We start from the raw sequence: 16000 nt of genomic DNA, 5'->3' as shown, positions 1-16000 counted from the left end.
AGATCCGATCCCCCGCCCACTCGGGCCCCCCGGGGGCACCCGGCCGGGGGACCCCCCCCGCCCCCCCGCCCGCCCCCGCGCGGCAGACCGCGCGAGGACGTCGGGTGGGTCAAGGCACACGGCGGCTCCGGCGCGACCTCGCTGGCCGAGGCCCTCGGCGGCGTGGATGTGGGCGCCCGCTGGCCGGAGCCCGCGCGGGGCGAGCCGTACCGGATCGTCCTGGTCGGCCGGACCAGCGCGAGCGGACTGCGGTCCGTGTCCCAGGCGCTAGGCGCGCTCACGGACGGCAAGGCCCCGCAGGGGCTCGAACTACTGGCCGTGGTCCTCGTCGCCGACGCCCCCGGACGGCTGCCGCTCAGTCTGCTGCGCCGCATCCGGGTCCTGCGCTCCGTCGCCCGCGTGCACCGCGTGCCGTGGATCCCCGCGTGGCGCACGGACGACCGGTTGAAGTACGTCCCCAGGCAACTCGTCACGCTCTCCCGGCTGGTGGGCAGCGACGTCTACGGCGAGGGAGCCGTGTCGTGAGTCAACTCCTTTCCAACGCACAGTACTTGGCCTGGGATCCGGGCGACGACGGCCGAATGATCCTCAACACCTTGTCCTGGTGTGCCTCGGCCTGCGGTGTCGCCGGACTGATCATCGTCGGTATGCAGATGGCGCTCCAGCTGCGCCGCGGCGACCCGGGTGAGGGCGGCGAGCACTTCCGCGGCGTCTTCTTCGTGGTCCTCGCCTGTGTGATCGCCACCACGGCCGGTCCGCTCGTCAAGTTCCTCGGCGATCTGACCCTGCAAGGCCCGTAGCGCCGACCGACCTTCCAGTACTGCCAGTTCACCCTCCCGCCCACCGCTCCGGCCGGGCGCCGAATCCTCGGAGAGTCCTCATGTCCGCCATGCTCTACGAAGCCTCCAACTTCCTGGCCGCCACCGTTCCCCAGCCGAAGAGCGACGCCCCCTCCGAACTGACCGACAAGGTCAACCTCGTCCTCGGCATACTCGCCTGGGCCGGTACCGCGGCCGGTGTCTGCGGTGTGCTGGTGACCGGCACGATGATGGCCATCTCCGTGAAGCGGGGTGAGAGCTCGGAGCACATGAGCCGCCTCGGCATGGTGCTCGGCGGCTGTGTCCTGGTGGCCACGGCCGGCCCGCTCGTCCAGTTCGTCTTCAACTAGAGGGCGTGGGGCAGTGGGCATCTTCAAGCGCGGAGAACAGCGGTCCGAGGAGTCCGGACCGTACTGGAAACAGCGCAGTTGGCAGGCATCGGCGGGGTTCCTCGCGCTGGTCGTCGTCCTGGGCGTGATCACCACGGTGACATCCGGCTCGGGCTCCGGTGGCGATGCCGAGGCGCCGGCGTCCAAAGGCCCGCTGTCCGGCACCGTCACCCGGAAGGACGGCCGCCCCGGCGGCTGCCGTACCGACGACAGCGCGGGCGACGCGATACCGACGTCCGTGCCGAAGGACATCAGCTGGCACGGGACCGGCATCGGGCGGGTGCCGGTCTCCGCCTCGGCGGGGCCGACCAGGATCCAGGGCGCCGTGTGGTGGTGCTTCGCGCACACACCCATGGGTGCCGTGCTGGCCGCCACCGACATCCCCACCCGGATGAGCGGATCCCAGTGGCGCACCGTCACCGACCAGCAGGTGGTCGCCGGGCAGGAACGCGAACTGTTCGTGTTCCAGCGCACCGCCGTGCCGGACACGGACGGTTCGGACGCGGCGCCGGTCACCTCGTCGTACGCGGGGTTCCGGGTGACCTCGTACACGAGCGCGGCGGCGACCGTCGGGCTGTTGATCAAGAACGACCAGGGCTATGCCAAGACCACCGTCTATGTGCGCTGGAGCGGTGGCGACTGGAAGATCCAGCCCGACGCGAGCGGCGGCCTGTACTCGCAGCTGTCCTCCGAGCAGAGCCCCGTCGGCTACACACTCTGGGGGGCCTGACGTGGCGGCCTGCAGCAACGGGAATCCGCTCGCGGACGCGATCACCGGGTTCTTCAGCTTTCTCGGCGACCCCGTCGGGACGGTCATAGGTCTGATCGCGAAGACGATCCTCGCCGCCGCGATCGCGGTGTTCGCGGGGCTGGCCGAGACCGTGCCGACCCTGGACGACACGACCACCTCGCACGATCTCAGCAACAAGACATCGTGGATCGTGGTCTATCTCGCCGTCGGTTCCCTGCTGTTCGCGGCCGGCAAGATGGCGATCGAGCGCAGGGGCACCGCGGGTGTCACCGCCCTGAAGGGCATCATGCGCGTCGTCCTCGTCTCGGGCGCCGCCACCACCATCTGCCTGGCCGCCGCGAGGGTCGCGGACAACTACTCCTCCTACCTGTTCGACAACTCCGTGCAGAAGGCGCTGGACAACATCGGCGCCTGTGGCGACAACAGCAACATCCAGTCCTTCCTGCTGCTGATCCTCGCCTTCCTGCTGCTGCTCGCGGGGATCCTGCACACGATCCTGATGTACATCCGGCTCGGCGTCATGATGATCATGCTCGGTACCCTTCCGATGGCCGCCGCGGCCTCGATGACGGACTGGGGCGCCGGCTGGTGGCGCAAGCACATCGGCTGGATGATCGCCTGGCTGCTCTACAAGCCGGCGGTCGCCCTCGTGCTGAACGCCGGTATGTCGATGATCACCGCGGGCCAGCACAGCGAGACGGGCGCCGACGTCAACACCCGCATCGCCGGTATCGGCGTGATGCTGCTGTCCGCCATCGCCCTCCCCGCGTTGCTGAAGCTCGTCGTGCCCGCCGCCGCGGCCATGGGCACCGGCAACCCGATGGCCTCCATGGGCCAGGCGGGCAGCCAGCTGGCCAGCGGTGCCGTGCAGGTCGGCGCCATGAGCGGTGGTTCCGGCGGGGGCGGCGGACAGCAGCAGGGCCCGAGCGGATCGAGCGGCACCGGCGGTGCGTCCGGCGGCAGCGGTGCGGACGGCGCGTCCGGCGGCAGCGGTGCGGACGGCGGGTCCGGCTCGGGCGGTGCCAGCGGTGCCAGCGGTGCGAGCACGGGCGGCGGCGGTGCCGGCCAGGCCGCGGGCGGTGCGGGCAAGGAAGCCGCAGCGGCTATGGGCGGTCCCGCCGGCATGGCGATCCTCGCGGCCGTTGCCGCGACCCAAGTCGCGAGCTCGACCGTCTCCGGCGCCGTCGAGGGGGCCGACGGAGAACTCGGCAACAACAAGTGAGCCCGGGGGAGTCCACGACACCCAGGCCGTACGCCCGTACCTCCTTCTGGCGTCGCCTCCCCTGACGAACGGCCGCCGGGCGCCCTTCCCCCAGGGCGCCCGGCGGTCTCCCCACCGGCCCTCGACTCACGCCGCACCCCCATCACTTCACGAAAGGAAACCGGTCACATGTCCACGGAAGCCGTCTCCCATCCGACCTACGGGAACTGGCGCAGGCCGAGGCGCGCGGGGCTCGGACCACTCGGACTCGTCGGCACCTTCGTGATCTTCGGCGGTCTCATCGCCACCCTGCTGGCGTCGCTGATCTCGCTGTACGCGGCGATCATCGTGTTCGTGCCGGTCGTCCTGTTCCTCATCCCGCTCACCATCCGCACCCAGGACGGCCGCAACGTCTACCAGCTCTTCGCCCTGCGCGTCGGCTGGTGGCGCAGGAAGGCCGCGGGCTCGCACCTCTACGTCTCGGGCCCGCTGTCCGCGCGTCCCGGCGGCCGGTTCCGCCCGCCGGGCCTGCTCAACAAGGTCACCGCGAGCGAGGGCCGCGACGCCTACGACCGTCCCTTCGGGATCCTGCACCACCCGCAGCGCGACCTGTACACGATCGTCCTGGGCTGCGACCCCGACGGTGGTTCGCTCATCGACCCGGACCAGGTCGACGTCTGGGTCGCGCTGTGGGGCGAGTGGCTGGCCCGGCTCTCCCACGAACCCGGGCTGAAGGGCGCCACCGTGATCGTGGAGACCGCCCCCGACCCCGGCACCCGGCTCGCCCACGAGGTGCTGCCCCGCATCCACCCGAACGCGCCGGCCGCCGCCCGCGCCGTGATGGAGGAGGTCGTCGAGCGCTACCCGAGCGCCTCCTCCGAGATGCACACCTACGTCACCCTCACCTACGGCAACCCGGCGGGCCAGAAGCGCAGGAAGGAGGACGTGATGACCGAACTGGCCATCCGTATCCCCGGCCTGCTCAGCGGACTCGTCGCGGCCGGCGGCGGTGCCGCCTACCCGCTGTCGGCCGAGCGGATCGCCGAGGTCGTCCGGGTCGCCTACGACCCCGCCGTCGCCGCCGACGTCCTCAACGCCCGTGCCCTGGAAGGCGGAACGGGCCTGGAGTGGGACGACGCCGGTCCCGCCGCCGCCGTGGAGACGGTGAGCGCCTACCAGCACGACTCGGGTGTCTCCCGTACCTGGATGCTGACCCTGGCACCCCGTGGCACCGTCCGCTCATCGGTGCTGCGCGGCATGCTGGAGGCCGCCCCCGGCACCCGGCGCAAGCGGGTCGCCCTGGTCTACCGGGCCATCGACCCCGCCACCTCGGCCCGGATCGTCGAGGCCGACCGGCGCAGCGCGCAGTTCATGGCGACGTCCGGCAAGGGCATGGTGCAGGCGCGCGCGGCCTCCGAGGTGCGGGCGGCCGAACAGACCGCCGCCGAGGAGGCGTCCGGCGCCGGCCTCGTCGAGTTCTCGCTGATGCTGACGGTCACCGTCGACAGCATGGCGGAACTGGCCGACGCCAGCGTCACCGTACGCAACCTGACCGCGGCGTCCCGGGTGCTGATGCGCCCCGCCGACCGGATGCAGGCGGCCGCGTTCAGCTGCACCCTGCCCGCCGGAATCCTTCCGTGGGAACAGACCCTCGTCCCGCACGAACTGCAGGAGGCGCTGTGAGCCGCCGTAGCGAAGAGAAGCTGGCCGAGCGAGCGGACCTGATGGCCGAGGAGCAGGCGCTCCGGGACCTGGCCGCGGGCGGCTCGGGACTGGTGGGCCTGGACGGATCCGGCACCCGGGCCGCCGCGAAGAAGTCCGCGAAGGCCAGGGCCAGGTCCGATGCCAAGCGCGGCGGCAAGGGGAAGGCCCCGGTCAAGCCCCGGGAGCTGTACGTCCCGGCCCGCGGCTGGGAGGGCGCCGGCGGTGGCCGCGTCGGCTACATGGACCCGCCCACCATGTGGCGAGCCACCACCGTGCAGGCCTGCGGCATGTGGCCGTTCGCCGCCGGTTCGGGCTCACCCATGACCGGAGTGCCGCTCGGACAGCACCTGTTCACCGGCGCCACGGTCTGCGGCGACCCGCTGAACTGGTTCACCCGGGCCCGCTACATCTCCAACCCCTCCCTGTTCATGCTCGGCATGCCGGGCCTGGGCAAGTCCACCCTCATCAACCGGATGCTGATCGGGCTCGCCGCGACGGGTGTCGTCCCGCTGGTCCTCGGCGACCTCAAGCCCGACTACGCCGACACCGTCCGCGCGCTCGGCGGGCAGGTCATCTCCATCGGCCGCGGCCGGGGCGGCATCAACGTCCTCGACCCGGGCGCCATGGGCGAGGCCGCCGCGAAGGTCGGCGGCGAGGCCGGCGAGGTCCTCAAGGCCGAGGCCCACGGCCGTGTCCTGAACATGGTCGCCGCCCTCATCACCATCGTGCGCGGCCGTCCGATGGACGACCACGAACAGTCCGTGCTCTCCGCCGTCCTGCACCACCTGCGCGAACGCACCCTTCCCGGCCGTACGGTGCTGCTGCCGGACGTGCTGCGCGTCCTCACGGAGGGCCCCGACCGGGTCCGCGCGGTCACCCTCGACCGGGGCGACGACACCCGCTACCGGGACGCCGTCGACCCGCTGCACCGCTCCCTGCTCGGCATCCTCGACGGTCCGCTCGGCGACACCTTCGCCTCCGAGACGTCCACCCGGATCGACGCGAACGCGCCCGCCGTGTGCATCGACATCTCCGGCATCGGCGAGGCCGACACCCAGCTCACCGCCGCCGCGATGCTCGCCGCCTGGTCCGACGGGCTGGGCACGGTGGCCGCCTCGCACGCCCTCGCGGACGCCGGACTGGCGCCCCGGCGCTGGTTCTTCACCGTGCTCGACGAGCTGTGGCGCCCGCTGCGCGCCGCCTCCGGCATCGTCGACCGCATCGACGCCCTCACCCGCCTCAACCGCTCCCTCGGCCTCGGCGACGCCAAGATCACCCACACCCTCAAGGACGCCGAGGCCCTCGGCACCGACGCCGACCGCGCCAAGGCGCGCGGCTTCGTCGAGCGCGCCGGCATGGTCGTCTGCGCGGGACTGCCGAAGACCGAGATGGAGGATCTGGGCAAGGTGGTCGGACTTTCCCGCCGCGAGATCGAACTCGTATCGTCCTGGTCCTCGCCGCCCGGCTGGGGCGTCCGCGGCGAGGACGAGGAACCTCCGGGCCGGGGCCGCTTCCTCATCAAGGTCGGCGGTCGCCCCGGTATCCCCATCAAGGTCGCCATCACCGACGCGGAACGCGACCTGCACAACACCAACACCCGCTGGACGACCAACGAGGCGGCCATCGAGCAGGCCGCCGCCCGCGCCGCCCAGGAGGTCGCACGGCTCTCCCAGGAAGGGCCACTGCCACTGGCCTTCCCGGGCGACCCGACCCCCTTCGCCCTCTCCGGCGACCCGGGCTTCCCCGCGGCAGAGGCGTCGGCCGGGGGGTGGACGGCGTGAGCGGACCCCGCAGCACCGACCTCGGCGACCAGATGCAGTGGGCCATCGCCGCGCTGGCCGCCTTCGGTATCTTCGCGTTCACCATCGTCTGGGCCGGCGGCACCTCCGGCGCCGGCCTCTCCGGCTACGGCTGGGACGCCCCGCCGTTCGCCATGTCCACCGTCTCCTCCCTGATCTCCGACGGACCGACCGCGCTGTGGCCGGGCGCCCCGGCCGCCGTGCTCTACGCGGGCATGTTCGGCGTGCTGGCGCTCATCGCGGTGCCCACCGCCCTCGCCGTGAACTTCTTCATGGACCGGGGCAAAGCGCCCAAGGGGCTGGCCGGACGACGTGAACTCGCCGCCATGTGCCCCAAGGGCATCGAGGCCCGCGCCCGCGAACTGCGTCCCACCCTCAAGGGCCGTGAGGAGGTCCACCCCGACGAGACCGGCAACCTCCTCGGCGACCTTGACCCCAAGGGCCCCGAACTGCGCAGCAGTTACGAGGACGTGGAGCTCGACCTGATGGCGCCCCGTGCCGGCAAGTCCACCGGCATCGCCGTCCCCCGGGTGCTGCGCGCCCAGGGCGCGGTCCTGCTGACCTCCAACAAGTCCGACGTGTACGCCGTCACCCGCGCCCAGCGCGAAAAGGCGGGCACGGTATGGACGTTCGACCCGCAGGGCATCGCCCACGCCCCGCGCGCCATGTGGTGGAACATCCTCGGCGAGTGCCACACCATCGAGGGCGCCCGCCGGATGGCCGGTCACTTCGTGGCGTCCGTCAACGACGACACCGCGAAGAAGGACTTCTGGATCTCGGCCGCCCAGAACACCCTGACCGCGCTGTTCCTGGCCGCCGCCCGCGGCCGGGCCCCGCTGACCGAGCTGCTGGCCTGGCTCGCCGACCCCGCCGACCGCACCCCGATCGACCTGCTCCGCGAGGTCGGACTCGTCGCGATGGCCGAGCAGTTGCAGGGCACGGTGCGCGGCGCGGTGGAGACCCGGGACGGCATCTACGAGACCGCCCGCCAGACCGCGTCCTGCCTCCTCGACCCCGGGATCCTCGCCTGGGTCACACCCGACCCCCAGCTCCCGGAGTTCCGCCCGCACGAGCACGTCCTGGGCACCGACACCCTCTACCTGCTGTCCAAGGACGGCGGTGGTTCGGCGGCCGGCGTCATCGCGGGTCTCGCCGACGCGACGATGCGGGCGGGTGTCGTGGCCGCCGAACGGATGGGCGGCCGGCTCGACCCGCCGCTCACCGCGGTCCTCGACGAGGCCGCCAACGTGTGCCGCATCTCCGATCTCCCCGACCTCTACTCGCACTTCGGCTCGCGCGGCATCAACGTCGTGACCCTGCTCCAGAGTTACCGCCAGGGCGCCCGCGTGTGGGGCGATGTCGGGATGGACGCGCTGTGGAGCGCGGCGACCATCAAACTCCTCGGCGCGGGCCTGGACGACGCCGACTTCGTGCAGAAGATCTCCACCCTGGTCGGCCAGCACGACGTGAAGACCCCGAGCATCTCCCGCAGCAAGGACGGCACGTCACGCTCGTACTCCTACCGGCAGGAGTCCGTCCTGCCGCCCGACCGGATCCGCGCCCTCCCCAAGGGCACCGCCCTGCTCCTCGCCACCGGCGTCAAGCCGGCCCTGATCCGGCTGCGCCCCTGGTACAAGGAGCCGGGCGCCGGTGAGATCTCGGCGGCGGCGAAGGCGGAGACGGCGGCGATCACGGAGCGCGCAGCGGCTCGTCTGCTGCCGGGCCTGGGCTTGACCCTGGAGAAGGACAACGTCGTGGAGATGGACAGCTACCGGGACGCCGCCACAGCGTGACGGTCCGCAGCACCAGCTCGGCCGGCGCGTACCGTACCCGCCCCATCAGCCATACGCCCAGGGCGAGTTGGGCGCCGTACAGCACCGGACACCCGGCGAGGACGACAGCGGTTCCGACCCGGTCGTAGAGACCGAAGCCGTAGCCGGTGAAGACGAACGCGAGGACCAGTGACTGTGAGAGGTACTGCGTGAGGGCCATGCGCCCGGAGGCGGCCAGCACAGGGCCCGCCACCGGGCGCACCGCGCCGACCAGCAGGAGCAGACCGCAGGCGGACGACGCCGTGAGCGCGGGCGCGGTCAGCAGCGACACCGCATGTCCGACCAGGAACCAGCGGCTGTCCAGCGGCCCGTTCGCACAGCACGCGGTGACCGCCCCACCGGCCAGACCGACCGGCAGCCACCGTACGACGACGTCCTTGAGCCACTTCCGGTCCCGACCGCGCCGCTCCACCAGGCCCACCTCGGCCGCCGCGAGGCCGGCCAGGAACGCGGCCAGCATGTCGGGCGCGTACAGCACGTTCGCGCCCATGGTCGACGGCAGTTCGCGCAGATGGGCCCCTACGACCGACAGGAAACCGCCGCGATAGGCGGCCACAGTCCGCGCGGCCTCGGGAGCGTACTGCGCCGGGGTGACCGGCCGAGTGAAGGCGACGTTCAACAGCCCGTACCCGAGCAGCAGCACCGCGAGGCCCACCACCAGACAGACCGCGACCCGCAGCGCGGCCCGGGGACCCATCCCGCGCAGGCCGTACAGGACCAGTCCCAGGACGGCGTACGTCATCAGGATGTCCCCGGTGTAGAGCAGCACCGCGTGCAGGAGCCCGAGGCCGAACAGCCCTGCCGTACGCCGGAGATGGCGCCCGGCGGACCCGCCGCCCGGCTGTCCGGCGGAGCGTTCCTGGAGGACGAAGCTGTAGCCGAAGAGGAACGAGAACAGCTGATAGAGGGTGGTGGTCGCGGTCACCGCCCAGGCGGCGGCCCGGTCGGCGCCGGAGGCATGCGGACCACCGCCGAACGCGGTGTAAGGACCCGCCATCAGCTGGGCGTTGACGAGCAGGATGCCGAACAGGGCGAACCCGCGCAGCACATCGACATCCTGGACCCGCCCTGGACCCACCGTCCCGCGCCCGCTCACCGCGTCAGCCGGGTCCCGCACACGAAGGACACGGTCGACGTCAGGAACCATCCGAACGTCGGCGACAGCAGATACCGCGGGGTCCAGAGCCGGGCCGCCGTGGGCCGGTTGCGCGGGTAGACCACGGGCACCGTCCCGCCGACCGGCGGCAGTCCGCGCAGCGGCCCGTACGCCCCCGTGTCGACGACGACGGGCCGCCCCAGGTGGTCGGTGAACATCACCAGCCCGGTCCGCCGCCGGTCGCCCGCGATACGCGGGATCACGGTGCCCGTCACGAGCACTCCGCGCACCCACAGCCGTGCCACCGTCACCAACTGCCGTACGGCGAGAAGGAGAAACCCGATACCCGCCCCCGTGCAGAAGGCGAGCAGCAGCAACTTGGCGTCCATACGGTCCCCTTCACCAGCCGTCGTACCCGTTCTCGCGCACAACGTCTGCCGCGCGCCACGGGTTCACGCCCTCACCCCGCCACGGGTCCGAACCGTCACATGTTCTCTGAACCGCCGTACGGGTGGCGCCCGTTGTGTGTACGCATCCTCACCGATGCGTACGAAGGGAGCTTCGGCCCAGATGAGACGGCCCCTGCGCACACACGGCTACCGGGCGGCGGCAGCAGTCGCCCTGGCCTGCGCTCTGACGGCGGCGAGCCAACAGGGCGCCCAGGCCGACCCCCAGACCCTCACCGAGGTACAGCACAAGCTTGAGAGCCTGTACCACCAGGCGGAGGTGGCGACCGACAAGTACAACGCGGCCGACGGCAAGGTGAAGGCACAGAGGAAGCGGGTCGGTTCACTCAACTCCCAGGTCCGCACGACTGAGGCGAAACTGACCCGTCTCAACTCCCTTGCCGGAGCGACGGCAAGGGCCCAGTACCGCGGCGGCGGCGTGCCCGCCGAGCTCCAGTTCGCGTTGGCCGGCGACCCCGGACGGGCCCTGGACAACGCAGGGTTGGCGCTCCAGGCCCAGCAGAACACGCAGAACCTGCTGACGGACCTGACGGCGACGAAGTCGGCCCTGCGCACCCGCACGGACGAGGCGGCGGCCGAACTGAAACGGTTGCAGGCGAGCCGCCGGGCGATGGCGACGCAGCGCAAGGCGATCCAGCAGCACATCGCCACGGCGAAGTTGTTGGAGTCCTCGCTCGCCGCGAAGGAACGCCAACGTCTCGCCGACCTGGAGAAGAAGGACGCCGACCAGGCCCAGGCGAAGTGGGAGAGCACGGGCATCCTCAAGAAGGTCGGCACCGACGCGACCTCCGCAGGCCAGAAGGCCATCGCCTTCGCCGTCAAGCAGATCGGCAAGCCCTACGTCTGGGGCGCCGAGGGCCCCGACTCCTTCGACTGCTCCGGCCTCACGAGCCAGGCGTGGCTGGCGGCGGGTGTCACGATCCCCCGCACGTCGGAGATGCAGTGGGCCCGGCTCAAGCACGTTCCGGTCGAGGACATGCGGCCCGGGGACCTGATCGTCTACTTCTCCGACGCCAGTCACGTGGCGATCTACATCGGGGGCGGGGACATCATCTCGGCGCCTCGGCCGGGGCGGGTGGTGTATATGTCGCCGGCTGCGTCCATGCAGATCTTGGGGGTGGTGCGGCCGGACGCGTGAACCGTCGGCGACCCGGCGCCAGCGGTGAGGGGCGGTCCACTCGGTCCGCCCCTCACCGCTGTCAGGGCCCTTTCGGCGTCGGTCGTGCCGGGTCGGGCGGCAGGGGCCGCTGTCCGAACGGGTCGGCGATGTCGACGGTGGGGACCTGCTTCGGCCGGTGGGTGCCGGCCTTGCAGCCGGCGAACGGGCCCGACGGGTCCCGCAGGTTCTGCATGACCGACGACAGGTAGTCCCGGTGCCAGGCGGCGGGGCCGGTCGGGCCGGCGGGAGAACCGGTGTCGGTCAGCTCTCCCCACGCGAGCCACAGGGCGTGCAGCTGGGCCACCGCTTCCGGGTGCTCCCACCAGCTCGAGCACCACGGGGCCGAAGAAGTGACCTCACGACCGTAGACGGGCAACAGCACGTGGTGTACCCACAGCGTCAGCTTCCGGAGTGTCTGCCCGTACTCCGGTGCCTGCAAGTAGAGGATGAACTTCGGTGCGGGGGGCGGGGTTTGAGCGGTGGGCGGGGTTTCGGCCGTCGGCTCGGTGGTGGGAGTGTGGACCGTCATGGCGCTCCTTCCAGGTGTCGGGCGAGGGCTGCCTCGGACCGTTGCCGGGGAAGCCGTGGGGCCTGAAGTCCAGGTCCGGACACGAGGAACGACGGACCGCTGGAACGAACGGTTCAACGGGGGCGGGACGCCGCGGGGTGACTCAGCGCGCAACGAGGGCCCGTCAGTTGACTGGCGGGCCCTCGTTGCGTGATCGAGACTACACCCGCCCGCGCGCCGGAGGCGGAGAGGGACTGTGGTTGGGACTGGGCACGTGATTGGTCCGGGCCAGTGGCTCGCCGAAACCGCTGCTGGCCGAGGAGGTGCTGTACTGGCGGCCCTCGTAGTTGCCGTAGTAGTTGCCCGTCGGGTTGTCCACCGTCGCGGTGTAGTTACCCACGGGGGCCGACTGCCGCGTCCAGTCGCTCGTCATGGCGGAAGAGGTCGTGGCCGAGGGATAGTAGTCCCTCTCGTTGTAGTGCGGCTCCTGCGTGTGGATCGTGTTGTCTGCCGGCGTGTAGTACTGCTGGCGCTCGTAGATGACGTTTTCATCCGGCGCGAGGGTCATCCTGCTCATGGTGTGTTCGAGCGGATTCTCGATCTCATAGTCCGGAGTTTGGAACTGTGGCGGCGGGCCGACGGTGCTCGCGTTGTTGCTGAACATCTGGCCTGCGGTCGGAAGCTGACTTCGGGCATTCGACATGTACAGGTTCTCGTCGGTGCGCTGGGTGTTCACCGGCACCAAGTAACCGCCGGAGCCGTAACTGGAAGTCGTGGTGTTTGTCTGGACAGACGCCCTTGCCATGCTTTGGGCGGGGACCTGCTGGTTCGAGCCCGATGACCGGGACGACGCGCTCCCCCGTGTCTGCTGCGCAGAGGCGATGTACTGCAGCCTGTCCGTCAGCCTTTGCCCCGAAGGACGTTCCCAGTGCGCGATGTCCTCGCGACTCGCCTTGACGCGAGAGGAGAACCTCGTGTTTGCGTCCGTCGCGACGACGACCTGGTCGGGGTCCCTGTTCGCGTTGTCGAGAATTTGCCTGAATCCGTCGAGTGACCCCTGAATCCCCATGCGGTTTCTGAGGATTGAGCGTGACACCTGCTGGGTCGCGTACTCCCGGTTCTGCTCCTCGATGTACGAAGGCGTCCGATCGAGAGGCATGACCTGGTCCCAGTCCTCCCGCGAGGAAACCGTGTACGTGGCGACTTCTTCCAGTACAGCAGTTTGTTGGTTCCGCCGTCGTACATGGAATGTCACGCCATCGACTTCACCCCTTTCCATCATGTTCAGCAGTTCGGGCATCTCGATGTTCTTCAGTACGCTGTATTCGTCTATCCCGCGGAGGACGTCCGCGTGAACCGTTCCGCGGGATTCAGCCATGAAGGTCTGGGATGAGTTGCCCCACATGTAGTTCAACGAGGGTGAGGGCGTCGAGCGCTCGTGTCCCGAGTCGAGCCCGTCGAGGAACAACGCTCCGGGTGTGGACTCCAGCGTCCTTCCGTCCCTGAGTATCGCCCTCAGCTCTGCCGGCATCCCAGTCGTCTTCGACCATGCGCCGGTGTTCTTGACGTGCCTCTTGGCCGCGCTCCGGTGTTCTTCGTCCCAGGTTTTGTCCCTGAAGTTGGACAACTTGCTCTGATTGTCCCGCCACCAGTCCGCCCGGACCGAAAAAGCCCTCGCCTTCTTCAGCTCACTCACCAGGTTTTTTACCACCTGGGTGTTTTCTACGGGCTGCTCTCCCTTATTGATCTGCCGCCCTTCGGACCTCAGCTGGTCGTAGAAGGCGTACACGGCGCTGTGGAGCTGAGGATTGTCACTGGCCCTCAGGCCCCGGTAGCGGTCCAGGCGCTCGATGCTTTTTGCTCGCGCGCTCCGCCATTTTTTTTCGTCGAAAGCCATCGCGGTGCCTTCCCTTTCTGCCTGGCGAACAGTCGCCGCCTACCCGCGACGCGGGTGGAAGAGGGTGGGGTCAATTGATCGCGCTACCTGGTCAGAGGTGCGACCTGGCGCGTGATCAGGATCGTGGGACTCGTTGCGAGCGGTTGATCGCTTCATTCTTGTGTGGTTGTCGGACGGGCTGGTCCTGTCGTCCTGCCCGTCTTGACTGACCACAACGTGGGGCGGCTCGCGCCGGTTCACTCGCGCTCGGATTGCCTTCGGGCCATGCCGTACCGCGCCGAACACGGCGAGATCGGCTGCGAACGGGTCGGGCGACGCGACGTCCGCCGCCAGGCGAACGGGCCGACGAGCCCGAAGGACCAGTCACGCCGCCGGCGATCGCGTTCCCGCTTTCGTCGGAGGATGACGCCGGACTCGGGGTGCGACGCGGTGAGGCGCCGTCCGACTGGGTGTGGCGTACCTCGCAGGAGAGGCGAGACGCGTCCTTCAGCCCCTCCACGCCCAATTCGGCCGCCTACGCCACGAACCCTGGCCGACCTGGCTCGGGGCTCACTCGGCGCACCGGGTTCTGGGCGGGTTCGGGCTGAACCACCGGGTGTAGTAGCCCCGTTGTGCCTCACGAACCCGGCGTCGGTGTCCAGCCGACAGTTCACCGCCGGGCGGACGCGGAGGTACGCCCATGTCCATCGCTCACACGTGGCGGTTCGCGCCGCAGGGTCTGCTGAAGCGGCGCCGCCGCGGTTCGGACATGGACAGTTCTCGCGCCCGGCAGGGCCCGCCGGGACCGGCGGGCGGCGCCGTGCGGCTCCCCGGGACCCCGCTGCCCGCCGGCCTGCCGCCGCTGCCAGCGGGATTCGAGCCGGCGGCCAGGACGGATCAGCCCCAGCACCGGCACGACGTAACGGCTTCCGGCCGTTGAACCGTTCGTCCCGGTGGCCCGTTGTCGCCCGTGTCCGCACCTCCGACTCCAAAGAGGGGCAAAGTGGCACAGAACAGTATGCCTTCCCCAAGCCGGGCGCGGCTGACAAGGGGCGCGTCCGGGCTGGCGAAGGAGGTACTCAGAACCGAGTACGGCCTGGACAGGGAGATGCGTGCCGACAGAGCGCGCTCGGCGGAACCTGATCTGCTGGACGGGATATGGCAGCTCCTGCGCCGTGCGGCCGACCGGGCCATGCGCGCGTTGGGTTTGAGAAGTGGCGGCGCGGACGCGTCACCCGGCGGCGTACCGGAGCCCGAACCCTCCGGCCAGGGTCAGGGCAATGGCCAGGGCCAGGAGCAAGGCCGGAGGCAGGAGCGAAGGCAGGGCCAAGGGCCGCCGGCTGAGGGCGTCCAGCAGGCTTGGGGACCGGGGCCCGAGCGCCAAGGGGTGCTCGTGTCGGAGAAGACCCAGGCGCTGCACGAGCGGATGATCAGGCTCGAACAGCGGCTCCACGGACTCCGGCCGGCGCAGCGTGCGGACTTCGAGGACGCGATCCTCAAAGAACTGCGGGGGCCCGGGAACAAGAAGCTGCTGCGCGCGCTCATCGCGTCGCCCGACAGCATGCCGGTCCTCGCAGAGGCCTTCAACAACGCGACGGTACGGGAGTCCGAGCGCATGGCGCCCCCGGGCTCGGGCGACGTACGGCCTCCTGAGCAGCGCCGTTCGAACGGTGAGGTGCGGCCGGAGGCGACGGCCGAAGAGGCGTTGACCGGGGCCAGGGACAGAATCATGGCCGCCGACGCGGAACAGTTCGCGGCGGTCCAAAACCGATGGGTGCGCCCGGCGCGGTCACGGGACTCGGCGTCTGCGAGAAGTTTCCAGGATCCGAGTGACAACGACCGTCCCGACGCGACCTCCCTCGGAACGCTCCAGCAGCAGCTCCGCGAAAGGGAATCCCCCATTCCGGAGATGCGGCACGTGGAGCACTACGACAGGGGCGCATTCCTCACGGGCTTCGCGGAGGGACTGCCACAGACGCCCACGCCCACGCACGTGGAGCCGCCGTCGCCGGAAGAGCTCAGGTCGGCCGCCGCACAGTCGACTCCGCGGACCACCGCCGATTTCGCCGGCCGCCCGGACTGGCCCATGGGACAGACACCGGAGTCGCCTCTGCTCGGCCACGTCGACCTGGCGGCCGGCCGCGAGCCGGTGTCGCCCTTGTCGGCCCACGTCGACCTGGCGGACACCCACGAGCCCTCGTCCCCGCTGGACGCCATCGGTCTGGCGGTTGTCAACGACCCCACGGTCCTTCGCAGTCCTTCACCGAATCCCGGAACTACTGACGCTTCGTCATATCCCCGTCCCGCACGCTCTGTTCAGCAGAACGGCAACAGCAACGACGGCAGCCGGACGAGGGGCGGCAGAAGGTAGATCCATCCCTCACCTCCTGAACCATCCCG

Annotated in this window: 15 protein-coding genes; 11 read left to right on the top strand and 4 right to left on the bottom strand. The window is 70.4% G+C overall.

The features are described from left to right. The 8 genes from ACWDEW_RS20065 to ACWDEW_RS20030 all read left to right on the top strand — a co-directional run. A partial coding sequence (locus ACWDEW_RS20065; RefSeq protein WP_450514294.1) for a hypothetical protein occupies positions 1–525 on the top strand: 525 nt, incomplete at its 5' end. After that, positions 522–800, top strand: coding sequence for a hypothetical protein (locus ACWDEW_RS20060; RefSeq protein WP_450514293.1), 279 nt, complete (start codon positions 522–524; stop codon positions 798–800). The genes ACWDEW_RS20065 and ACWDEW_RS20060, both read left to right, overlap by 4 nt. An 80-nt stretch (positions 801–880) precedes the next feature. Next, the gene (locus ACWDEW_RS20055) at positions 881–1168 is read left to right on the top strand and encodes a hypothetical protein (protein ID WP_450514292.1); all 288 of its coding nucleotides are present in this window, start codon (positions 881–883) and stop codon (positions 1166–1168) included. Between the two features lie 13 nt (positions 1169–1181). After that, entirely contained in the window at positions 1182–1937 is a 756-nt protein-coding gene (locus ACWDEW_RS20050) for a hypothetical protein (RefSeq protein WP_450514291.1), read from the top strand. Position 1938: 1 nt separating this feature from the next. Further along, the gene (locus ACWDEW_RS20045) at positions 1939–3180 is read left to right on the top strand and encodes a hypothetical protein (protein ID WP_450514290.1); all 1242 of its coding nucleotides are present in this window, start codon (positions 1939–1941) and stop codon (positions 3178–3180) included. A 168-nt stretch (positions 3181–3348) separates the two neighbouring features. Further along, positions 3349–4842 (top strand): SCO6880 family protein, encoded by a 1494-nt coding sequence (locus ACWDEW_RS20040; RefSeq protein ID WP_450514289.1) that lies wholly within the window; start codon positions 3349–3351, stop codon positions 4840–4842. Next, positions 4839–6644: an ATP/GTP-binding protein gene (locus ACWDEW_RS20035; RefSeq protein ID WP_450514288.1), complete on the top strand. Its 1806-nt coding sequence runs from the start codon at positions 4839–4841 to the stop codon at positions 6642–6644. The genes ACWDEW_RS20040 and ACWDEW_RS20035 overlap by 4 nt, the downstream gene beginning before the upstream one ends. Continuing rightward, on the top strand, positions 6632–8455 hold the full coding sequence (locus tag ACWDEW_RS20030) for a type IV secretory system conjugative DNA transfer family protein (RefSeq protein WP_450514287.1): 1824 nt from the start codon (positions 6632–6634) through the stop codon (positions 8453–8455). The genes ACWDEW_RS20035 and ACWDEW_RS20030 overlap by 13 nt, the downstream gene beginning before the upstream one ends. On the opposite strand, the gene ACWDEW_RS20025 is transcribed toward ACWDEW_RS20030, so the two are convergent. Both ACWDEW_RS20025 and ACWDEW_RS20020 read right to left on the bottom strand, forming a co-directional pair. Next, positions 8352–9542, bottom strand: coding sequence for a DUF418 domain-containing protein (locus tag ACWDEW_RS20025; protein ID WP_450514286.1), 1191 nt, complete (start codon positions 9540–9542; stop codon positions 8352–8354). The genes ACWDEW_RS20030 and ACWDEW_RS20025 overlap by 104 nt on opposite strands. Before the next feature lie 44 nt (positions 9543–9586). Further along, positions 9587–9979, bottom strand: a complete 393-nt coding sequence (locus ACWDEW_RS20020) for a hypothetical protein (protein ID WP_450514285.1) — start codon at positions 9977–9979, stop codon at positions 9587–9589. A gap of 181 nt (positions 9980–10160) precedes the next feature. Here ACWDEW_RS20020 and ACWDEW_RS20015 point away from each other — a divergent pair, with 181 nt between their 5' ends. Next, positions 10161–11195, top strand: a complete 1035-nt coding sequence (locus ACWDEW_RS20015; protein WP_450514284.1) for an NlpC/P60 family protein — start codon at positions 10161–10163, stop codon at positions 11193–11195. Between the two features lie 61 nt (positions 11196–11256). Here ACWDEW_RS20015 and ACWDEW_RS20010 read toward each other — a convergent pair whose 3' ends face one another. Continuing rightward, a complete protein-coding gene (locus ACWDEW_RS20010; RefSeq protein ID WP_450514283.1) occupies positions 11257–11745 on the bottom strand; it encodes a DUF4913 domain-containing protein in 489 nt (162 codons plus the stop codon). 199 nt (positions 11746–11944) lie between these two features. Further along, positions 11945–13621, bottom strand: a complete 1677-nt coding sequence (locus ACWDEW_RS20005) for a hypothetical protein (RefSeq protein ID WP_450514282.1) — start codon at positions 13619–13621, stop codon at positions 11945–11947. A gap of 679 nt (positions 13622–14300) precedes the next feature. Between ACWDEW_RS20005 and ACWDEW_RS20000 the strand changes: the two genes are divergently transcribed. Both ACWDEW_RS20000 and ACWDEW_RS19995 read left to right on the top strand, forming a co-directional pair. Further along, positions 14301–14540: a hypothetical protein gene (locus ACWDEW_RS20000; RefSeq protein WP_450514281.1), complete on the top strand. Its 240-nt coding sequence runs from the start codon at positions 14301–14303 to the stop codon at positions 14538–14540. 453 nt (positions 14541–14993) lie between these two features. Then, positions 14994–15971, top strand: a complete 978-nt coding sequence (locus ACWDEW_RS19995; protein WP_450514280.1) for a hypothetical protein — start codon at positions 14994–14996, stop codon at positions 15969–15971. Positions 15972–16000: the final 29 nt, after the last annotated feature.

The organism is Streptomyces sp. NPDC001100, from assembly GCF_053598575.1.
This window is presented reverse-complemented; position numbering and strand designations above follow the sequence as displayed.